Source organism: Dehalogenimonas sp. NIT-SK1, from assembly GCF_055384165.1.
This window is the reverse complement of record NZ_AP042352.1, coordinates 1,715,432-1,731,731: the sequence shown is the minus strand read 5'-3', so window position 1 is coordinate 1,731,731 and position 16,300 is coordinate 1,715,432. Positions and strand designations below refer to the sequence as shown.

At 51.0% G+C, this 16,300-nt stretch carries 20 protein-coding genes and 1 tRNA gene; 6 read left to right on the top strand and 15 right to left on the bottom strand.

The annotated features are described in order from the left end of the window. The 4 genes from rpsT to ACZ48S_RS09045 form a co-directional block, all read right to left on the bottom strand. Positions 1-264: a 30S ribosomal protein S20 gene (gene rpsT, locus ACZ48S_RS09060; RefSeq protein ID WP_464212815.1), complete on the bottom strand. Its 264-nt coding sequence runs from the start codon at positions 262-264 to the stop codon at positions 1-3. Positions 265-398: 134 nt separating this feature from the next. Next, entirely contained in the window at positions 399-1,220 is an 822-nt protein-coding gene (locus tag ACZ48S_RS09055; RefSeq protein WP_464212813.1) for a methyltransferase domain-containing protein, read from the bottom strand. A gap of 139 nt (positions 1,221-1,359) precedes the next feature. After that, positions 1,360-4,323: an efflux RND transporter permease subunit gene (locus tag ACZ48S_RS09050; RefSeq protein ID WP_464212811.1), complete on the bottom strand. Its 2,964-nt coding sequence runs from the start codon at positions 4,321-4,323 to the stop codon at positions 1,360-1,362. A 12-nt stretch (positions 4,324-4,335) separates the two neighbouring features. Then, the gene (locus ACZ48S_RS09045; RefSeq protein WP_464212809.1) at positions 4,336-4,806 is read right to left on the bottom strand and encodes a MarR family winged helix-turn-helix transcriptional regulator; all 471 of its coding nucleotides are present in this window, start codon (positions 4,804-4,806) and stop codon (positions 4,336-4,338) included. Positions 4,807-5,024: 218 nt separating this feature from the next. On the opposite strand from ACZ48S_RS09045, the gene ACZ48S_RS09040 reads away from it, so the two are divergent. The 3 genes from ACZ48S_RS09040 to ACZ48S_RS09030 all read left to right on the top strand — a co-directional run bounded on the left by ACZ48S_RS09040 (position 5,025) and on the right by ACZ48S_RS09030 (position 6,669). After that, a complete protein-coding gene (locus tag ACZ48S_RS09040) occupies positions 5,025-5,615 on the top strand; it encodes a hypothetical protein (protein ID WP_464212807.1) in 591 nt (196 codons plus the stop codon). A gap of 73 nt (positions 5,616-5,688) precedes the next feature. Further along, entirely contained in the window at positions 5,689-5,931 is a 243-nt protein-coding gene (locus tag ACZ48S_RS09035; protein ID WP_464212805.1) for a winged helix-turn-helix domain-containing protein, read from the top strand. Positions 5,932-6,036: 105 nt separating this feature from the next. Further along, complete coding sequence (locus tag ACZ48S_RS09030; RefSeq protein WP_464212803.1) at positions 6,037-6,669, top strand: hypothetical protein; 633 nt, start codon at positions 6,037-6,039, stop codon at positions 6,667-6,669. A 1-nt stretch (position 6,670) separates the two neighbouring features. Here the strand turns inward: ACZ48S_RS09030 and ACZ48S_RS09025 are convergent, their stop codons facing one another. Further along, positions 6,671-7,315, bottom strand: a complete 645-nt coding sequence (locus ACZ48S_RS09025) for a class I SAM-dependent methyltransferase (protein ID WP_464212801.1) — start codon at positions 7,313-7,315, stop codon at positions 6,671-6,673. 295 nt (positions 7,316-7,610) lie between these two features. On the opposite strand from ACZ48S_RS09025, the gene ACZ48S_RS09020 reads away from it, so the two are divergent. Further along, positions 7,611-8,714, top strand: a complete 1,104-nt coding sequence (locus tag ACZ48S_RS09020; protein WP_464212799.1) for an aminopeptidase — start codon at positions 7,611-7,613, stop codon at positions 8,712-8,714. On the opposite strand, the gene ACZ48S_RS09015 is transcribed toward ACZ48S_RS09020, so the two are convergent. The 10 genes from ACZ48S_RS09015 to ispD form a co-directional block, all read right to left on the bottom strand. Continuing rightward, positions 8,707-8,862, bottom strand: a complete 156-nt coding sequence (locus ACZ48S_RS09015; protein ID WP_464212797.1) for a hypothetical protein — start codon at positions 8,860-8,862, stop codon at positions 8,707-8,709. The two genes, ACZ48S_RS09020 and ACZ48S_RS09015, sit on opposite strands and share 8 nt — an antisense overlap. Positions 8,863-9,005: 143 nt before the next feature. Further along, complete coding sequence (locus ACZ48S_RS09010; RefSeq protein ID WP_464212795.1) at positions 9,006-9,971, bottom strand: calcium/sodium antiporter; 966 nt, start codon at positions 9,969-9,971, stop codon at positions 9,006-9,008. Between the two features lie 85 nt (positions 9,972-10,056). Then, positions 10,057-10,132, bottom strand: a tRNA-Ala gene (locus ACZ48S_RS09005). Between the two features lie 61 nt (positions 10,133-10,193). Then, a complete protein-coding gene (locus tag ACZ48S_RS09000) occupies positions 10,194-10,508 on the bottom strand; it encodes a YbjQ family protein (RefSeq protein WP_464212793.1) in 315 nt (104 codons plus the stop codon). Continuing rightward, a complete protein-coding gene (locus ACZ48S_RS08995) occupies positions 10,505-10,720 on the bottom strand; it encodes a hypothetical protein (RefSeq protein WP_464212791.1) in 216 nt (71 codons plus the stop codon). Before ACZ48S_RS08995 ends, ACZ48S_RS09000 begins: the two co-directional genes overlap by 4 nt. A gap of 1 nt (position 10,721) precedes the next feature. After that, positions 10,722-11,384 (bottom strand): SdpI family protein, encoded by a 663-nt coding sequence (locus ACZ48S_RS08990; protein WP_464212789.1) that lies wholly within the window; start codon positions 11,382-11,384, stop codon positions 10,722-10,724. Beyond that, the gene (locus ACZ48S_RS08985) at positions 11,381-11,683 is read right to left on the bottom strand and encodes an autorepressor SdpR family transcription factor (RefSeq protein WP_464212787.1); all 303 of its coding nucleotides are present in this window, start codon (positions 11,681-11,683) and stop codon (positions 11,381-11,383) included. Before ACZ48S_RS08985 ends, ACZ48S_RS08990 begins: the two co-directional genes overlap by 4 nt. A gap of 62 nt (positions 11,684-11,745) precedes the next feature. Then, a complete protein-coding gene (gene cysS / locus ACZ48S_RS08980) occupies positions 11,746-13,188 on the bottom strand; it encodes a cysteine--tRNA ligase (RefSeq protein ID WP_464212785.1) in 1,443 nt (480 codons plus the stop codon). A 61-nt stretch (positions 13,189-13,249) separates the two neighbouring features. After that, complete coding sequence (ispF, locus tag ACZ48S_RS08975; RefSeq protein WP_464212783.1) at positions 13,250-13,729, bottom strand: 2-C-methyl-D-erythritol 2,4-cyclodiphosphate synthase; 480 nt, start codon at positions 13,727-13,729, stop codon at positions 13,250-13,252. Beyond that, positions 13,730-14,419: a 2-C-methyl-D-erythritol 4-phosphate cytidylyltransferase gene (gene ispD / locus ACZ48S_RS08970; protein ID WP_464212781.1), complete on the bottom strand. Its 690-nt coding sequence runs from the start codon at positions 14,417-14,419 to the stop codon at positions 13,730-13,732. It lies immediately after the preceding gene. Positions 14,420-14,540: 121 nt separating this feature from the next. Between ispD and ACZ48S_RS08965 the strand changes: the two genes are divergently transcribed. Further along, positions 14,541-15,389 carry an amidohydrolase family protein gene (locus ACZ48S_RS08965; RefSeq protein WP_464212779.1) on the top strand — a complete coding sequence of 283 codons (849 nt, stop codon included), beginning with the start codon at positions 14,541-14,543 and terminating at the stop codon, positions 15,387-15,389. Beyond that, positions 15,382-15,975 (top strand): RNA 2',3'-cyclic phosphodiesterase, encoded by a 594-nt coding sequence (thpR, locus tag ACZ48S_RS08960; RefSeq protein ID WP_464212777.1) that lies wholly within the window; start codon positions 15,382-15,384, stop codon positions 15,973-15,975. The genes ACZ48S_RS08965 and thpR overlap by 8 nt, the downstream gene beginning before the upstream one ends. The last annotated feature ends 325 nt before the right edge of the window (positions 15,976-16,300 follow it).

Genomic DNA, 16,300 nt, shown 5'->3' with positions numbered 1-16,300 from the left:
TTATTTGGTAACGGTATTGAGTTTTTTCACCAGCCGGCTTTTCCTGCGGGCTGCGGCGTTGGGATGAATGATGCCTTTCTTAGCGGCTACATCCAACGCGCTCTGGGATGCGATGACGGTATCCTGAGCGGTATCGCTTTGGGCGGCGATAGCTTTTTCCGCTTTGCGTACCGCAGTCTTTAGACTGCTCATAGCTGACTTATTACGGGCTGTCTTTTTAGCTGAAGTTTTAATAGCTTTTTTTGCACTCTTAGTGTTGGCCAAGGAAACGCCTCCTGAATATTAACCTGATAACAGAAAGTGAATTATACATTAATACTCAACTGAACGCAACAGGCCATCATTACCGGTTCCCCAGGAATAAGCCGGCTCATTTCCGGCAGAGCGGGTCTTGAATTTTATCCTCCGCGCTTTTTCGCTATATAAAATCCATAGCTGAAATAGTCGCAGTATTTTTCATAAAGAGCGATTTCCTCTTTTTCGGAGGCCACAATTTGGTTTGCCTGGGGGCTTCTGCAATTTCGTTCAAGAAAGGCCTCAAATCTATCACGCATGGGACCGTAATAATTCTCAAGCCAGCACTCCGGTGGTAATACAAAATATGCCTGCGGACAGTAACCATGACGTTCGAGCACCCTGATTTTTGCCGAGGCGAGGTCAATCTCCGGATATTCTCTCCCCCAGTGAGCCTGGAGATCAGGCGGCCTGGTGGCGCTCAGCCATGTAATTTCTGAGACTACAAGTACACCGCCCGGCTTGAGGTACCGTCTCCATGCTGCTGTGCCGTTTTCAAAACCAATGTTATAGACTGCCCCCTCGGACCATATTACGTCAAACTCCTCATCTGAGAAGGGGAGCTTGTCCATTGAGCAGTTCAGCGTGGTTATGCGCTCCGCTACCCCCTGGTCTTCGGTTCGGGCCTTGAGCTTGTCCAAAAACTCCGGGAGCAGGTCCACAGCTGTTATTCTGGCATCAAGTTCCTTTGCCAGCAGAATTGATGAGGCGCCTGTGCCGCAGCCAATATCGGCGATTTTTAAAGAGCCCCTTCTGTTCAGTCCAGCCAGGTCTATCGCCTGCTTGGTCTGGGCATTCCCGCCCGGTCCCTGACGTGCCGCGTTCCCGTGCAGGTCTATGAGCAGCTGTAATTGCGATTCGTCCAATCTTTCCTCTTTATGCCCGATGGCGCTCTCCCGTTTTCCGGCAAGCCGCGTCCTTATCATAGCAAAGCTGACCGGCCATTCCTACCGGATTCGCCCCCTCATTTCCACTTCCCTTTGATGTTTATTGTAGAGCGGATTGCCGCCTTGACTCCTAGTGATAAAAGGCAATGTCAGGCGAGTTTTGTTTGTAGACTCTTTATCACTCAGTCTTAACCGCAACCCGGTTCAGCAGGCTGTACATCACCGGTACCACATACAGTGTCAGTATTGTTGAACTTATCAGGCCGCCTATCACTACGATAGCCAGTTCGCCGGCGATTATGGACCCCTCGCCGAATCCCAGAGCCAGCGGCAGCATGGCCAGGGCGGTGGAGATGGAGGTCATCAGGATAGGCCTTAACCGGATGTGCCCGCCTTCCATTATGGCCTCAACCGGGCTCATGCCGCTGCGACGGAGGTGGTCAATCAGGGTGATCAGGACGATGGCGTTGGTCAGCACGATGCCTACCAGCATCAGGAATCCCATCATGGCGGAAATCCCAAGCGGGTTGCCGGTGACCAGCAGGCCGAATAAGGCGCCTATGGAAGCTACCGGCAGGCTGAACATGATAATGAACGGATTGCGGAAAGATCTGAAAGTAACCACCAGCACCAGGTAGGCTATTAGTATGGCGGCTCCGATGGCGATAAACATCTGGTTGAAGCCCTCGGTCATCTGCTCATACACACCCCCGATGCTGACTTCCACTCCAGCCGGCAGGTTCATGGTATCCAGTCGGGTGATGATTTCGGTGTTGACCGCGCCTACGTTTTTAACGTTGATGGTCGCCTGGATGGTTGAAGCCGGCTGCTGGTTGACCCTGAGCAGTTCTGTCGGGCGGGGGACAAAGCTTACCTCGGCAATTTCACCCAGCGTTATCGTATCGCCTACGCCTATCCGGATTTGTTGAATCTGCGTTTGGTTTTCCGCCAGCGGCAGGAGAGGGGCGATAAAAACTGAATAAGCATGATTGTTGACTGAGACTTCGGCGATGGGGGCGCCTCGCGTCAGCATCGCCAGTTCCCCGCTGATTGTTTCCGGGTTAATGCCGTATTGGACCAGTGCCGCCGGGTCCGGTGAGATCTGGGGCTGCGGTATGACCTGGGTAGTGTCGCTTTCAATATTAATCAGGCCGTCAATGCCCGACAGCATCTCGGTTATCTGGAGCGCGGCCTGGTCAACACTTTCAATATCATTGCCGCTGACAGTCATTTTGAATGATTCGGAGCCTAAACCGCCGCCTTGAGCCATGCCTTCCATGCCGCTGGAAACGGTAATCTCGGCTTCTCCGGCCAGCGGCTCTGTCATCAGGCGCAGTTTATCAGCTTCAGCGGCCAGGTCCGCCTCCGGGTCTAGCACAACGGTGATGGTGGCGGTCCCGGACCCGCTGCCCATGGCTCCCATACCGCCCATCATGCCGGAGGCGCCGACACTGGTCTGGTAGGTTTCCCAGTCAAGGCCGGCGTCAATCAGCTCTTCAATCTGGCTGGCTTTGGCTACGGTTTCATCAATATCGGCTCCCAGCGGCATTTCCAGTTCGACCAGCAGCATTTTTTCTGAAGCCGAGGGCAGGAAGGTGGTACCGATAACCGGTACCAGGCTGAAGCTGCCGATGACCAGCAGGGTAACTGTCACCATGGTCAGAGCTCGGTGACGCAGCGCCCAGGCCAGCGAAGGTTTGTAGGCGCGCTGGTACCATGATCCTTTGGTTTCGATTTCCGCTTCTTTCTGGACTTCCCGGGGGCTGATAAAGCTGGTTAAGGCGGGGATGGCAGTCAGCGCTATTACCAGTGAAGCCATCAGGGCGAAAGTTACTGTCAGGGCAAACGGCATGAACATTTCTCCGACCATACCGCCGACGAACATCAGCGGAATGAAAACCACCACGGTGGCGATGGTAGCCGAGGTAATGGGCGCCGCGACTTCCCTGGCTCCTTTGATTGCTGCTTCCTTGAAATTTTCTCCGTTCTCCAGGTGGCGGAAAATCACTTCCAGGACCACGATGGAATCATCTACCACCCGGCCTACCGCCAGGGCCATGGCGGAGAGAGTCAGTAAATTAATGGTGATGCCAGCCGCGTACATCAGCAGGAATCCGGCAAGGACGCTTAATGGTATGGAAATGGCGGTAATCAGCGAGGCGCGGAATACCCGCAGGAAGACGAAGATAGCCAGCACTGCCAGGATGGCGCCGACAATTGCCTCCCGGTACAGGTCGCTGATGGATTGCTCAATAAACTCGGATTGGTCGAATATCGGACTGACTGAAAGATCTGAAGAAAGTCCTGCGGCGATGCTTTCCACCTCGGCCATAACCGCGTTGGCCACCTCCACGGTGTTGGCTCCTGGTTCCTTGGTAATCATGATGCCGATGCTGGGTTCACCATTGGTGGTGGTTACCGTGGTCCCCGGGGTCGCTCCCAGCTTAACGGTGGAGATGTCGCCCAGGGTCAGCCCCGGTCCCAGCGCTGCCGCTCTCAGTTCTTCCAGCGAGTTGTATTGCCCTGAGCCGAGAACAGCGGCTAATTGGGCTGCGGAGATTCCGCTGTCGTTCATTGATTCTATATCCGGGGTCAATACCACCTGTTCCTCACCGCCGGTGATATCAACGGAAAACACACCGTCAATAGAGCTGAGGCGGGGTGAAATTTCAGCCGCGGCTATACCGCGCAGTTCCGGTCCCGGCAGTTCCCCGGCAAGGCTCAGCATCACCACCGGCATGGCATCCATGCTTATGGGATAAAGCTGCGGCGACTGGGCGCCGTCGGGCAGGGAAACGCCGGCCAGGTTCCGGGCCAGGTTGTCGGTAATCTCATCCATATCAACGCCGTATTCATAGGTAATAACAAGCATTGACAGGTTGGCTGATGAAGTGGCGTTTATTTCCTTGTATTCGCCGGCCTGGGCTACCGCCTGTTCAACCGGTTTGGTGACATTTTCCGCTACCTGTTCTGGTGAGGCGCCGGGGTAAACGGTAATCACGCTGGTGACCGGCATCTCAATATCCGGCATCAGCTCCATCTTCAGGTTCACCAGGGCCATGATAGAGGCAATGCTCAAAAGCGCCGTTATAAAAAAAGTAATCCACCGGTTTTTCAGTGAAAGTTTGGTAATAAAACTCATTTCTGCTCCATATTACAGACTTTGGGCGGCTGTTTCGCTCTGTTGCAGTTCAGCCGCCGCTTTCAGCAGGGAATCAAGCCCTTCTTTAATAGTTTCAAGTTGCCGGGTATCCAGTTTTTCCAGCAGGGTTTTCATCTGCAAGTTGCCGATTTCCCACATGTGATTAATGACCCTTCGGCCCTTTTCTGAAAGGTCGCAAATTACCGCCCTGCGGTCGGCTGGGTCGTCATATCTGACGATATAGTCATGCTGGATAAGCCGGTCAGTGATGCCGGTCATGGTAGCCATGCTGACGCCGAGGAATGAAGCCAGGGCACTTACTCTCACCGGGCCTTCAGTTGCCAGGTACAGAGCTATCTTCAGCTGGGACATGGTAAGGTCAATATTCAGCCATTCCTGGGGAACAATCGGCCGGAGGGCGCGGTAAAACTCTTGATGTGACTCTACCAACTGCTCAATCAAATCAGCTTTTTTGGCTTCCATAACAGCTCCGTTAATAAATATTACACATGGTACTAATAGTTAGTGTAGCACTAATTATATAATGGATAACTGGTTGCGGTCAAAAAATAAAGAAGGTTTTGTTTTACTCAAGAATATTCAGATGGCCACTTGACAGTGCATTTTATTGTAGTATACTTAATTATACAAAGTACTTTATAGTACAAAGTATATAAACTAGTGAAGGAGGCGTGAAATATATGTGCGCTGACATTGATAAAATCAGGACCAAGGTTCATCTTACTTTTTTTCAAGACGGATTATGGGATATGTTTCTGGGCATATTCTTACTCGCATGGGGCTTAACCGTCTGGTTTGATCTTCCCTTGCTTCCATCGGCTGTATTCGTATTGTTTTTCTGGTTGATATTGGGTCTGAAACAAACAGTAACCTATCCCCGTACAGGCTATGCCAAGCCTGCGGAATTGCGAAGTCGTTCCGTTAAGACCGCTATAATCGGGGTTATTGTGCTTGCTGCGATACTAATCTTGATGCCTGTGGTGACACAGGAAAATATGCAGTTTCTGCGCGCCAACTTAGAGTTTATGCTGAATTCCGGTTTAGCGGTTGCCGCTGCTGTAGTTGGTTATTGGTGGAGTATCAAGCGATGGTATGTCTATTCCGTTTTGATCATGCTATTTTTGGCGCTCTACCTATTAATTGGATTTTCCTATCAGGTAAGTTTTCTTATTCCGGGCTCAATTATTTTGTTAACTGGCTTTGCTATTCTAGTAGGGTTTTTGCGTCAATATCGTATATTTACAGGAGAAAGTGTTGATGAGCCCAAATAATAATGCTGGGCAATCTCGGGAAACGCCGGGCGGCATTGACCGACTGATTCATGAACCCGCAAGGCTGACAATTATGGCTTATCTTTCTGTTGTGGAAAATGCGGATTTTTTGTTTCTGGTGAGACAGACCGGAATGACTTGGGGTAATTTTTCGGCGCATATCAGTAAACTTGAAGCTGCCGGTTATGTGGAAATACAAAAGGGGTTTGTTGGGAAAAAGCCCCATACCGTAGCTTCGCTTTCTAAAAAGGGAAGGCTTGCTTTCAACAACTATCGCAGCGAAATAAAGCAGCTTTTGGAAAAAAATTCAGCTTAGTTGATGGAGTTTAGGTTTTTTAATGGATTCAAGCAGCGTCAATGATCAATTTGTGTTGCCTATGTTGTATTATCTTGGCATCTCAAGGAGAAAACAGTAATTCACATGATTGCCAAAGACAAGCTTTCGTTGTATAAGCAGTATTACATAGATAGAGATAATGAAAGCATGGGACTATTCACCATACTTGCAGATAGATTTAATATAAAAAGTGCTATATATCCCGGCAGTTTTGTTCACATAACCCCATCGTTTGTATTTCCTTCAGTCACATATATTGATTCTGATAGAATGGCAAAGTCTTTCTTTAGTCATCCTGTTGTGTATGACTACATAAACAAGCACCGTATATACTCAGAAAAGCCCTCTTTCACGTTTGTCCCAGAGGATTACAGGAAATATTGTATTGATTTACCCGGGAAATATGACTTACTAATCTCCCTTTACGCCGGGTTTATTTCCAAGTACTGCACGCATTACCTTAAGGAAAATGGATTACTATTGGTAAATAATAGTCATGGTGATGCAAGTATGGCATCAATTAGCGGGTTGTATGTATTGGTTGGAGTATTCAACAGGCGGAAGAACAAATATATTTATTCTGAAGACAATCTTGAAACCTATCTTATCCCAAAAAGAGATGTTAACATCACAGAAGATTATCTTGAGTCAATCGGTAAAGGAATCGGTTACACAAAATCTCCCGCTTATTATTTATTCAGAAAAACTACTTCTTGATTCATTTTTCGGTTGGATTGTGGTCCCATTTTGGTATGCCTGTATTTTCTGGCATACATTGATGCAAGCCCAAGTTAACCCCCGGATTTTTTTGAAGAACAAGGGAGAATGAGCTATTCAGCTTCTTCTTTTCAATAATAGTGAACCCGGTTTGCGTAGCTAAATTTTCGTAGTAATCCAAATCGTAGTTGATGCTTGGCCAATACGCTCCATAGCCAGTTTCAATTGTTTGATTGGGCAGAATGACTTCCAGGGGTATAACGAATCCGGGGCTGTCAATATCTGCTGGTTTTTTCAATTCTATATCCCAAATTCTAAACATTCCATTATGCTTAAGAACACGCAGTACTTCATTTAATACTTTTACATGGTCCTGAGATTTCATATACATCAAGCTGTAGAATGCTGTTATGGTGCTGAAAGTGTTATCAAGGAACTTGAGTTCTCTTGCGTCCATCAGTATTTTGAGTGAGTCATTATGAGCTTCGGACAGCTCTTCCCAACTTAAATCAATTGATACAACTTGATTACCCTTAAGCTGCCCAATTATTCCTTCTCCTCCACCGCCAATATCAAGAATATATCCATCGTTCTCAAAGTCATCAATTTTTACTCTATGCTTCTGAAAATAGTGAAATTCTTGCATTAAATTTCCTGAATCATCGGTGTTTCGAATAAGGAAAAATATACTCCATGAAGATGCGTGTTATCAACCTTAAAATTTCAGTATACACATCCCCGGGCAACCATTGGGTTGTTTGCCGTTTCATGCGGCATAGCGATGACAGAGGTACTAAGTGATCTCTATGATTTAACGACGCAATTCTATTTCCGGTTGTGACGGTTACATGAACAGTATGGACAGTGTTGTCTTCATAATGAACGAGGTGTATTATTTCATGACCGTATTGGCACGAACATAAGGAAGTGACACCTAAAATATGAGTGATCCTCGCGTTGAAAAGCTGGCAGGACTGTTAGTCAACTATTCCGTTGAAGTTCGCCCCGGTGACCGGGTAGCCATTTCCTCTCCGAGCATTGCCCGACCATTGACCGAAGCCCTTTACATTGCCGTACTCGAGGCAGGCGGTTTCCCTTTGTTGACGACTCCAACGCAGGAAGCTCTTGAGCTTTTATTCCGCTTTGGTTCAAAGGAGCAAATAGAATACATCCATCAACCACAGGCGCATATAACAGAACAATACGAGGTACGCATTTCAGTGTTGGCACAGGAGAATACCCGCTATCTGAGCCGCATCGATCCCCAGAAATCCGCTTGGCACTCCGGCGCCAGAAGCCACTTGATGAAGACTATGATGCATCGTTCCGCCTCAGGTGAGTTCCGCTGGGCTGTAGCTCCTTATCCCACAAACGCTATGGCGCAAGATGCCGATATGAGTCTGTCGGATTACGCTGATTTCCTATACGGAGCATGTATGCCGGATCTCTCCGACCCAGTAGGCTACTGGAAAGCCTTTTCCAAGAAACAGCAGCGCATCGTTGATTGGCTTAACGGTAAAGAGACAGTACGCATTACAGCTCCGGACACCGACATCAGCTTCAGCATCAAAGGGCGGAGTTGGGGCAACTGTGACGGCAAAAGGAACATGCCTGATGGTGAGGTGTTCACTAGCCCCATTGAAGACTCTGCGGAAGGCCATATTTTCTTCTCTTATCCCGCCATCCACCAAGGTCACGAAGTTACCGGTGTTCGGTTGTGGTTTGAAAAAGGAAAGGCATTTCGAGCTACCGCGGAAAAGAATGAGGAGCACCTTAACAAGACCCTCGACACCGATGCCGGAGCACGTTATTTGGGCGAACTGGCTATCGGCACTAACGAGGGTATTACAGTTTTCACCAGGGAGATTTTGTTCGATGAGAAGATCGGCGGTAGCTTCCACATTGCATTGGGTGCCGGTATACCTGAAACCGGGGCCAAAAACGAATCGGCAATTCATTGGGACATGGTCTGCGACCTGAGACAGGGTGGGGAGATAAAGGTCGATGATATATTGTTTTATAAGGACGGCAAATTCGTTATTTGAATCCCCGGAAAACAATCATCGGGATTAACCCCCAGCCTGCGAGATTATCAACTCCAGTTATTACTAATCCATTTGCTGAAACGTGAATAAGTATTTTGCCCCCTGCTTTGAAAGGGATAGGAATAAAACCGGATTGATGCTTTTTCATTAAACCTTTTTGTATCACAGTGGTGTTGAAAACTCAATTCTAGCTAGATTACAGGCGTGATTTTTTGTTTTTGTCCTGCGGTGGATACGTTGAAACATTAATTTACCATTATATTGCCGGCTAATCATGAGTATCTCGTTGCCTTAAAACGTTGTTACGGTCAGGTAGGCCATATAACCGATAAAAGTGACCAGCAGCAGCGCCCCTTCCAGGCGGTTGATGCGGCCTTGTCTTTTGAAATGGAAGCCAATGACGAACAGCGACAGAGTCAATGCTCCCATCACCATAAAATCCCGGGACAGCACCTCTGCGCCGACGGCAAATGGCTGGATTAAACCTGCTATTCCTACCACCCCCAGCGTATTAAAGAGGTTGGAACCGATGATATTGCCCAGCGCCAGGTCATGTTCACCTTTTCGGGCGGCAATTATCGAAGATGCCAGTTCCGGCAGTGAAGTGCCGATGGCCACCACTGTCAGGCCGATGATAAGATCGCTGACACCGAAGCCCTGGGCTATATCGACCGCCCCGTAAACCAGCAGCCGGGAACTGACCACCAGCAGCGCCAGGCCGGTCGCCAGTCGTATCAGCGCCTGCCGCAGGGTGTACGGGTGGCTTATCAGCTCCTGCTCGATTTCCGCACCCAGAGCGTCTGATTTTGACCGCCGGCCTTCCGTTATCGACCAGGCCATCAATCCGCCGAAAACGACCAAAAGGGTGAAGGCGTCCATGCGGGAAATATCACCGTCCAGGATCTGCCAGGCGGCTAATATGGTTACCAGCGTCAGTATCGGCAGTTCCTTGCGCAGTATACGGGAATTGAAGGGAATGGGGCTTATAAGCGCTGTCAGGCCCAGGATCAATGCGATATTGGCGATGTTGGAGCCGTATGCGTTGCCGATGGCGATGCCCGGGTTGCCCTGGGCCGCTGACATCGCCGAAACCACCATCTCTGGAGCCGAGGTGCCGAAGCCAACCACCACCATGCCGATGAGCAGGGGCGCCATGCCGAAATGGCGAGCGGTGGCCGCCGCTCCGTCAATGAACCGGTTGGCGCTCCATATGAGGAGTACCAGGCCGGAAACTACAGCTATGATGGGCAGTATCATGATTTGTATTGTCTGTCTTTTGAACTAAAAATACCAAAATAGCCTCCGAATGCGGAGGCTAATGTCGTTTTATAAAAAAGGAAAATGGTGGAGCCGGCGGGATTCGAACCCGCTACCTTTTGACTGCCAGTCAAACGTTCTCCCAAGTGAACTACGGCCCCGTGGAACAGACATGAAATATATCATATCTGCCCGGTTAACTGCAACTGAAAAAGACTAAGCCTACTCGATTACGACGCCTGTACCATAGGCGATGGTCTCGGCCGCGGACTGCATCACCATGGCCGTGCCGAACTCCATGGAAATAACGGCATTGGCGCCCTTTTTCTCGGCGTCAGCAATCATGCGCTGCAGGGCATCCTCGCGAGCTTCGGCCATCATCTTGGTGTATTCGCTGATTTCACCGCCGACGATGCCGCGGAATCCGGCCATGATATCCTTGCCTATGTGTTTGGCTCGGATGGTGGAGCCACGGACCAGCCCGATGGTCTTAACAATGTTTTTGCCGGGAATGGTGGGTGAAGTGGTTACAATCAATTGTCTATCTCCTCATAATTTTCTTTTTTCTTTTGTTTCATGCGGTCGCTCACTGCCTGGAGCAGCAGCAGGACGGTGCCCAAGAGCAGCGCCCCGATTATCAGAATGACAATCCACGGCGTCTGTTCGGCTTCCTGGAACATGGCCCATACCATGCTGCCCAGCGCGGCGATGAAGGCGACTATGAACAGTCCGAAACCAAGTTGTTTCATTTTATCTCCCGTTGCTCCGGTCCGGATCGGATTTCCAGATGTAATACGAATATATTACCAGAAAAATAATCATCAAAAACAGCAGTCCGAAAACCAGGTAGAACATCCACTCACTGCCGATGATTCCCGTGGCGGCCAGCAGCAATCCCAGCGCTACGAACAGTTTGCCGCCGAGGCGGTGCGTCTTATTCCATGATAGCTCGCTGGTCAGCGTCCATGGAGTGCGGATGCCGACGAACCAGGTTGGTTTCAGTTTGCCGAAATAGTTGCCCAGTACCGCCAGCATGATGCCCACCATGACCATTACCGCCATGCCGATGTTCAGGTCAGCCCCGAAGACCGAGGCGATTATGGCTCCATGCAGTCCGGCCATAAAAACCACCATCACTATCCGGATAATGCGGTAGACATCGGCAAACTTTTCATAATTTGCCCGGCGCGGGTCAATCCGCGGGATAAAGAGCAGCAGCAGATATATTCCGACAGTCATTATCGGCGTCAGCAGAAGTCCTTCAAACTTTCCGCCGTAGCGGTCGGCTTCCCCTGTGATGCCCCAGTGTACCGGGATGCTGTCCGGGGCGCCGGACCAGGCCAGAGCCGAGGCGATAAACATTCCCGCTATTAAGAGAATACTGAACCATTCATTGCGCCAGTTGATGTTCACTTGTTCCTGCTGTCTCCTCCGTTGTTGTCTTTTTCTTTGCCTACCTGTAACAGGTCCATAATGCCGGAAAGCGCCTCCTCCATTACTGATACATTGAGGCTGTAAAGAATAACCGTGCCGCGACGTTCTTCCTGGATGAGGTTGGCGGCCTTGAGAATGTTGAAATGTCCGGAAAGGGTAGATTTAGCCAGTTGGAATTGTCCCGCTATTTCCCCGGCTGTCATCGGCCGGTTACCCAGCAGTTTTAGTATGCGGCGCCTTGAAGCGTCGGAGAGGGCTTTATAAACACTTTCGCTCATTTCGATAATTCGCTAATCACCGAAATATTAGAGTAAATCCACCTCGGTGTCAATAGCTGATATCAGCGGGGTTTGTATTCCCAGGTGGTGCCGGCTGGAGAATCTTTAATCAGTACTCCGGCATTTTCAAGCCGGTTCCGCAGGTTGTCGGCTTCGGCATACCGTTTAGCCCGGCGCAGTTCAGCTCGCAGATTGATAAGGTTGTTTATAATCTGGTCGGTGTTGTCGTTCCATTCAGCTTCATCGTATCCTAATTCCCGGTATATGTCAGCGGCTGCTGCGATAACCCTGTCGGCATCCCCTGAATTCCGGGCCGCGGCTTCCATTTTTAATCCCAGCACCCCGCCCAATTCCTGCAGCAGTTTTCTAGCTTCCGAAACATTCTGCTTCTCTGCCTCCAGCCGGTTGATTTCCCGGGCCAGGTCAAACAGCGCCGCCAGGGCGCGGGGGGTATTGAAGTCATCGTCCATGGCTTCAATAAATCGCTTTCGGTAAGCTTCGACGTCAAATTCCGCCGCGGCTCCGGTGCAATCGGTGTCCCTGGCCGCCTGAGCCAGGCGCTGGGCGCCTTTTTCCACCCCTTCGACAATCTCGTCGGAATAGGTAAGCGGGCTGCGGTAATGAGAACTGAGGACGAATACCCGCAGCGCGTCAGCTGAATATTTCTGCAGCGCTTCCTTGATGGTAATCAGGTTACCTACCGATTTGCTCATCTTTTCCCCGCCCAGCTGCAGCAGCCCGTTGTGCAGCCAGTAGCGGACAAAGGGTTTTTGCCCGGTGAAGCTTTCTGACTGGGCGATTTCGTTTTCATGATGCGGGAATATCAGGTCGGCCCCGCCGCCGTGGATATCAATTGTTTCCCCGAGGTATTTCCGACTCATGGCCGAGCATTCAATGTGCCAGCCTGGGCGTCCCTGTCCCCAGGGTGATTCCCATGCCGGTTCTCCGGGTTTGGCGGCCTTCCACAGTACAAAGTCCATGGGGTGTTCCTTGTCTTCACCCACGTCAATCCGGGCTCCGGCCTGCATCTGCTCCAGGGTACGGTGCGACAGCTTGCCGTAATCGTCCATCTTGGTTACCCTGAAGTACACGCTGCCTTTGACTTCATAGGCGAAGCCCTTCTTTACCAGTCCATCCACCAGTTCAATAACGGCCGGAATTTCCTGTGTTACCCGGGGATAGATGTCGGCCGGCAGGATATTAAGAGCATCCATATCCGCCTGGAAATCGGCTATATTGCGGTCAGCCAGTTCCAGCGGTGTCAATCCCAGCGGCACTGCCTTGGCGATTATCTTGTCATCAACATCGGTGAAGTTTTGAACGTACTTTACCCGGTGGCCGCGGTACAGTAAATAGCGGCGGATGACATCAAAGTTGATGTAGCTCATGGCGTGGCCGATATGAGCCGCAGATTGCGGGGTAATGCCGCAGACATACATCTTGACCGGTTCGGCAGCCGGGTGAAACTGCTCTTTAGTGCTGGTAAGTGTGTTGGAAATTTTCATAATCAGTGGTATTTATAATAACAGATATCCGGACTTTGTATTAAATCCTCTTAATAGCGGCTTATGCTGTTTCAATTAGAGCTGTCGCCCACGCCGCCATGCCTTCTTCCCGGCCGACAGCGCCCAGTCCTTCAGTGGTGGTAGCTTTAACGTTGACCGCGGCGGCGCTGATTCCCAGGACTTCGGCCAGGTTGCGGCGCATGGCCTCGGTGTAACCGGATAACTTGGGCTGCTCGGCGGCGATGAGGGCATCCACGTTGCCGGTTTTCCAGCCTTTTTCCGCCAGCATCAGGCTGACTTTTTTCAGCAGTTCCAGGCTGGAAACCCCCTGGTAACGCGGTTCACCCGGCGGGAAATGAACCCCGATGTCGCCCAGGCCGGCCGCGCCCAGCAGGGCGTCCATTACCGCATGGGTCAACACGTCGGCATCACTCCAGCCGGCCAGGCCTCTGGTAAAAGGTATTTCTACTCCCCCCAGCACCAGTTTGCGGTCCGGTACCAGGCGGTGAACATCATGGCCAATGCCGGTTCTGAAAGGCATTTATTCGCTGGTTCTCCGCAGCAGTATCTCGGCGGCGGCCAGGCTTTCCGGAGTGGTAATTTTAATATTTGCCGGTGACCCTTTATATAGTTTAACCGGGACCCCCAGTCTTTCCACCAGGATCGAGTCATCGGTAACGGTTCCTGAAGCGTTTTCGAAAGCGCGCCGTATAAGATCGTAGCGAAAAACCTGGGGCGTCTGCGCGGACCATAGGTGTTCCCGGTCGGGTGTCTGCTGGATGAAGCCGTTTTCCCCGGCCAGTTTAATGGTGTCGGTTACCTGTACGGCGCATACGGCTGCACCGGTAACCTGGGCGGCGGCTAAACCGTCATTTATCTGGTCCATCTTCACCAGCGGGCGAGCGCCGTCATGAATGACCACCCATTTTACATCGCCCTCCAGGCATTCCAGCCCTTTCATCACCGAGTCCTGGCGGCGCTCACCGCCGACTATGATATCGGTAACCTTGCTCCATTTTTCGGAAGCGGCCAGGGCGTGTCCGGCTTCCAGGTTTTCCGGGCTTAGCACTATGATAATACGGTCAATAATTTCGGCGCTTTCAAAAGGATAGACAGCCCGTGCCAGCACCGGGCGGCTGCCCAGGTTAGTAAAAATCTTGTCCACTCCGGTCATGCGTTCGCTGCGCCCGGCAGCGGCGATAATGGCGGCAACCCGTTCTTTATTCAACATGCGGCTATTATAAGGTATGGAGTACCGCGGGCGCTAGATGCCATTATTTATTTTCAGAATAAATCATCGTTGCTTTTTTCAACCCGTTGCAACCCGGTCAGGCGGCTGATAAACTTGGACGATGATTGTTGACTGCCACACCCATATTTTTTCCCCGGAAGTGATTGCCCGGCGGGAAGAATATGCGGCCGCTGACCCCTGTTTTGCTATGCTCTACGGCAGTGCCAAGGTCAAAATGCGCAATGCTGAAGACCTGGTGCGGGAAATGGGCCGCAGGGGCATTGATAAAGCGCTTATTCTTAATATCGGTTGGGCTAGTCATGAGCTTTGCCTCAGCACCAATGACTATCTGCTGGAATCGGCAGCCAGGTATCCCGGGCGCCTGCTGCCGTTTATCGCGGTGCAGCCGCAGGGAGGTAAAGCGGCGGCGGCAGAGATAAGCCGCTGCGCCGCTGCCGGGGCCATAGGAGTAGGCGAACTTCGACCCGATCCTTCCATCCTTGCCCCGGCTGAACGCCGATCAATAAATCCGGTTATCAAAGCGGTAATGGAACGCGATATGACTTTGATGCTGCACGCGGATGAACCGGTGGGTCATCATTATCCCGGTAAAGGATCATTGACTCCGGAGGTGCTGTATCCTTTTATATTGGATAATCCAGGGCTTAAACTGATCCTGTCTCACTGGGGCGGTGGTTTGCCCTTTTATACTCTGATGCCGGAAGTAAAGGAGGCGCTACTGAATGTCTGGTTTGACTCGGCGGCCAGCCCCTTCCTTTACCGGGCGGAAGTTTATGAAAGGGCGGTGGACCTGGTCGGCAATGAAAAAATCCTTTTCGGGTCTGACTGGCCGCTGTTGGACCAGCGACGCTGCCTGGCGGAACTGGATGAGCTAAATCTGTCCCGCTGGAGTATAAACAGAATCCGGGGCGGCAACGCCGCCGAACTTTTTGAACTGGCCGATGAATGAACATCCCTCAGCTCGTCTGTTTATCGCCGTGGAGCTGCCGGCTCCGGTAAAGACGGAACTGGAGAAACTGCAGCTGCGGCTGGGGAAACAGCCGGGCGACGGCATCAAATGGGTAGCCCCGGAAAGCGCCCACCTGACGCTGAAATTCCTGGGCAATACAGCATGGGAGACGGTTGGAGATATAAAAGCTGCGCTGTCCAAGACCCTTGAGTGTTTTGCCCCGTTCCAGCTCCAGCTCAGTGGGCTGGGAGCTTTCCCCGGTACTCACCGACCGGCCGTCCTCTGGTGCGGTCTGTCTGGTGATACTGGTCATCTCTTGCGGCTGCAGAGGGCGGTTGAAACCGCAGTGTACCCGCTGGGTTTTCCGACTGAAAAAAGACCCTTTTCGCCTCACCTGACCCTGGCCAGGCTGCGGGACGGCGCCTCGTCCCCGCTGCGCCGGGCTTTGAGTGAGCGTTTGTCGGCTCAAGAGAGCTATTCCGGTCCCTGGTTTGAAGCTACTGAAGTCAGCCTGGTGCAAAGCGCCCTGACTCCTTCCGGCCCGGTATATAGTCGGCTGGCTGTGTACTGCTTGACCTGCCAGTAATCTGTCCGAAAGTATGACCAGTAAATGTCTAAACTGTAAATGGTCCGCTACTAAAATACATAATTATTAAAACAAAACATTGACAGTGATATATCTTAACCTGTTATAATGCCATGGCTGGAACAATACAGCACATTAAAAACGGAATACTCCAGTTCAAATGAAAGGGAAACCTTTTTCGGTCGGCAGGGGCCGCTCAATTCCCCCTTTTTCAGGGGTCTGGGTTTTATTCAAATCTACACCAATCTTTCGGCCTTGCGACCGGGATAGCCATTCAGTATGGATTTATTAGTTGTCCTGGTGGATAATCAACGGCAGGAGGAAA

Bases quoted from the DNA above. Each gene is read 5' to 3' on its own strand.
- ACZ48S_RS09055 (WP_464212813.1), bottom strand. From the start codon at position 1,220: ATGATAAGGACGCGGCTTGCCGGAAAACGGGAGAGCGCCATCGGGCAT.
- ACZ48S_RS09050 (WP_464212811.1), bottom strand. From the start codon at position 4,323: ATGAGTTTTATTACCAAACTTTCACTGAAAAACCGGTGGATTACTTTT.
- ACZ48S_RS09045 (WP_464212809.1), bottom strand. From the start codon at position 4,806: ATGGAAGCCAAAAAAGCTGATTTGATTGAGCAGTTGGTAGAGTCACAT.
- ACZ48S_RS09040 (WP_464212807.1), top strand. From the start codon at position 5,025: ATGTGCGCTGACATTGATAAAATCAGGACCAAGGTTCATCTTACTTTT.
- ACZ48S_RS09035 (WP_464212805.1), top strand. From the start codon at position 5,689: ATGGCTTATCTTTCTGTTGTGGAAAATGCGGATTTTTTGTTTCTGGTG.
- ACZ48S_RS09030 (WP_464212803.1), top strand. From the start codon at position 6,037: ATGATTGCCAAAGACAAGCTTTCGTTGTATAAGCAGTATTACATAGAT.
- ACZ48S_RS09025 (WP_464212801.1), bottom strand. From the start codon at position 7,315: ATGCAAGAATTTCACTATTTTCAGAAGCATAGAGTAAAAATTGATGAC.
- ACZ48S_RS09020 (WP_464212799.1), top strand. From the start codon at position 7,611: ATGAGTGATCCTCGCGTTGAAAAGCTGGCAGGACTGTTAGTCAACTAT.
- ACZ48S_RS09015 (WP_464212797.1), bottom strand. From the start codon at position 8,862: ATGAAAAAGCATCAATCCGGTTTTATTCCTATCCCTTTCAAAGCAGGG.
- ACZ48S_RS09010 (WP_464212795.1), bottom strand. From the start codon at position 9,971: ATGATACTGCCCATCATAGCTGTAGTTTCCGGCCTGGTACTCCTCATA.
- ACZ48S_RS08995 (WP_464212791.1), bottom strand. From the start codon at position 10,720: ATGAAACAACTTGGTTTCGGACTGTTCATAGTCGCCTTCATCGCCGCG.
- ACZ48S_RS08985 (WP_464212787.1), bottom strand. From the start codon at position 11,683: ATGAGCGAAAGTGTTTATAAAGCCCTCTCCGACGCTTCAAGGCGCCGC.
- cysS (WP_464212785.1), bottom strand. From the start codon at position 13,188: ATGAAAATTTCCAACACACTTACCAGCACTAAAGAGCAGTTTCACCCG.
- ispF (WP_464212783.1), bottom strand. From the start codon at position 13,729: ATGCCTTTCAGAACCGGCATTGGCCATGATGTTCACCGCCTGGTACCG.
- ispD (WP_464212781.1), bottom strand. From the start codon at position 14,419: ATGTTGAATAAAGAACGGGTTGCCGCCATTATCGCCGCTGCCGGGCGC.
- ACZ48S_RS08965 (WP_464212779.1), top strand. From the start codon at position 14,541: ATGATTGTTGACTGCCACACCCATATTTTTTCCCCGGAAGTGATTGCC.
- thpR (WP_464212777.1), top strand. From the start codon at position 15,382: ATGAATGAACATCCCTCAGCTCGTCTGTTTATCGCCGTGGAGCTGCCG.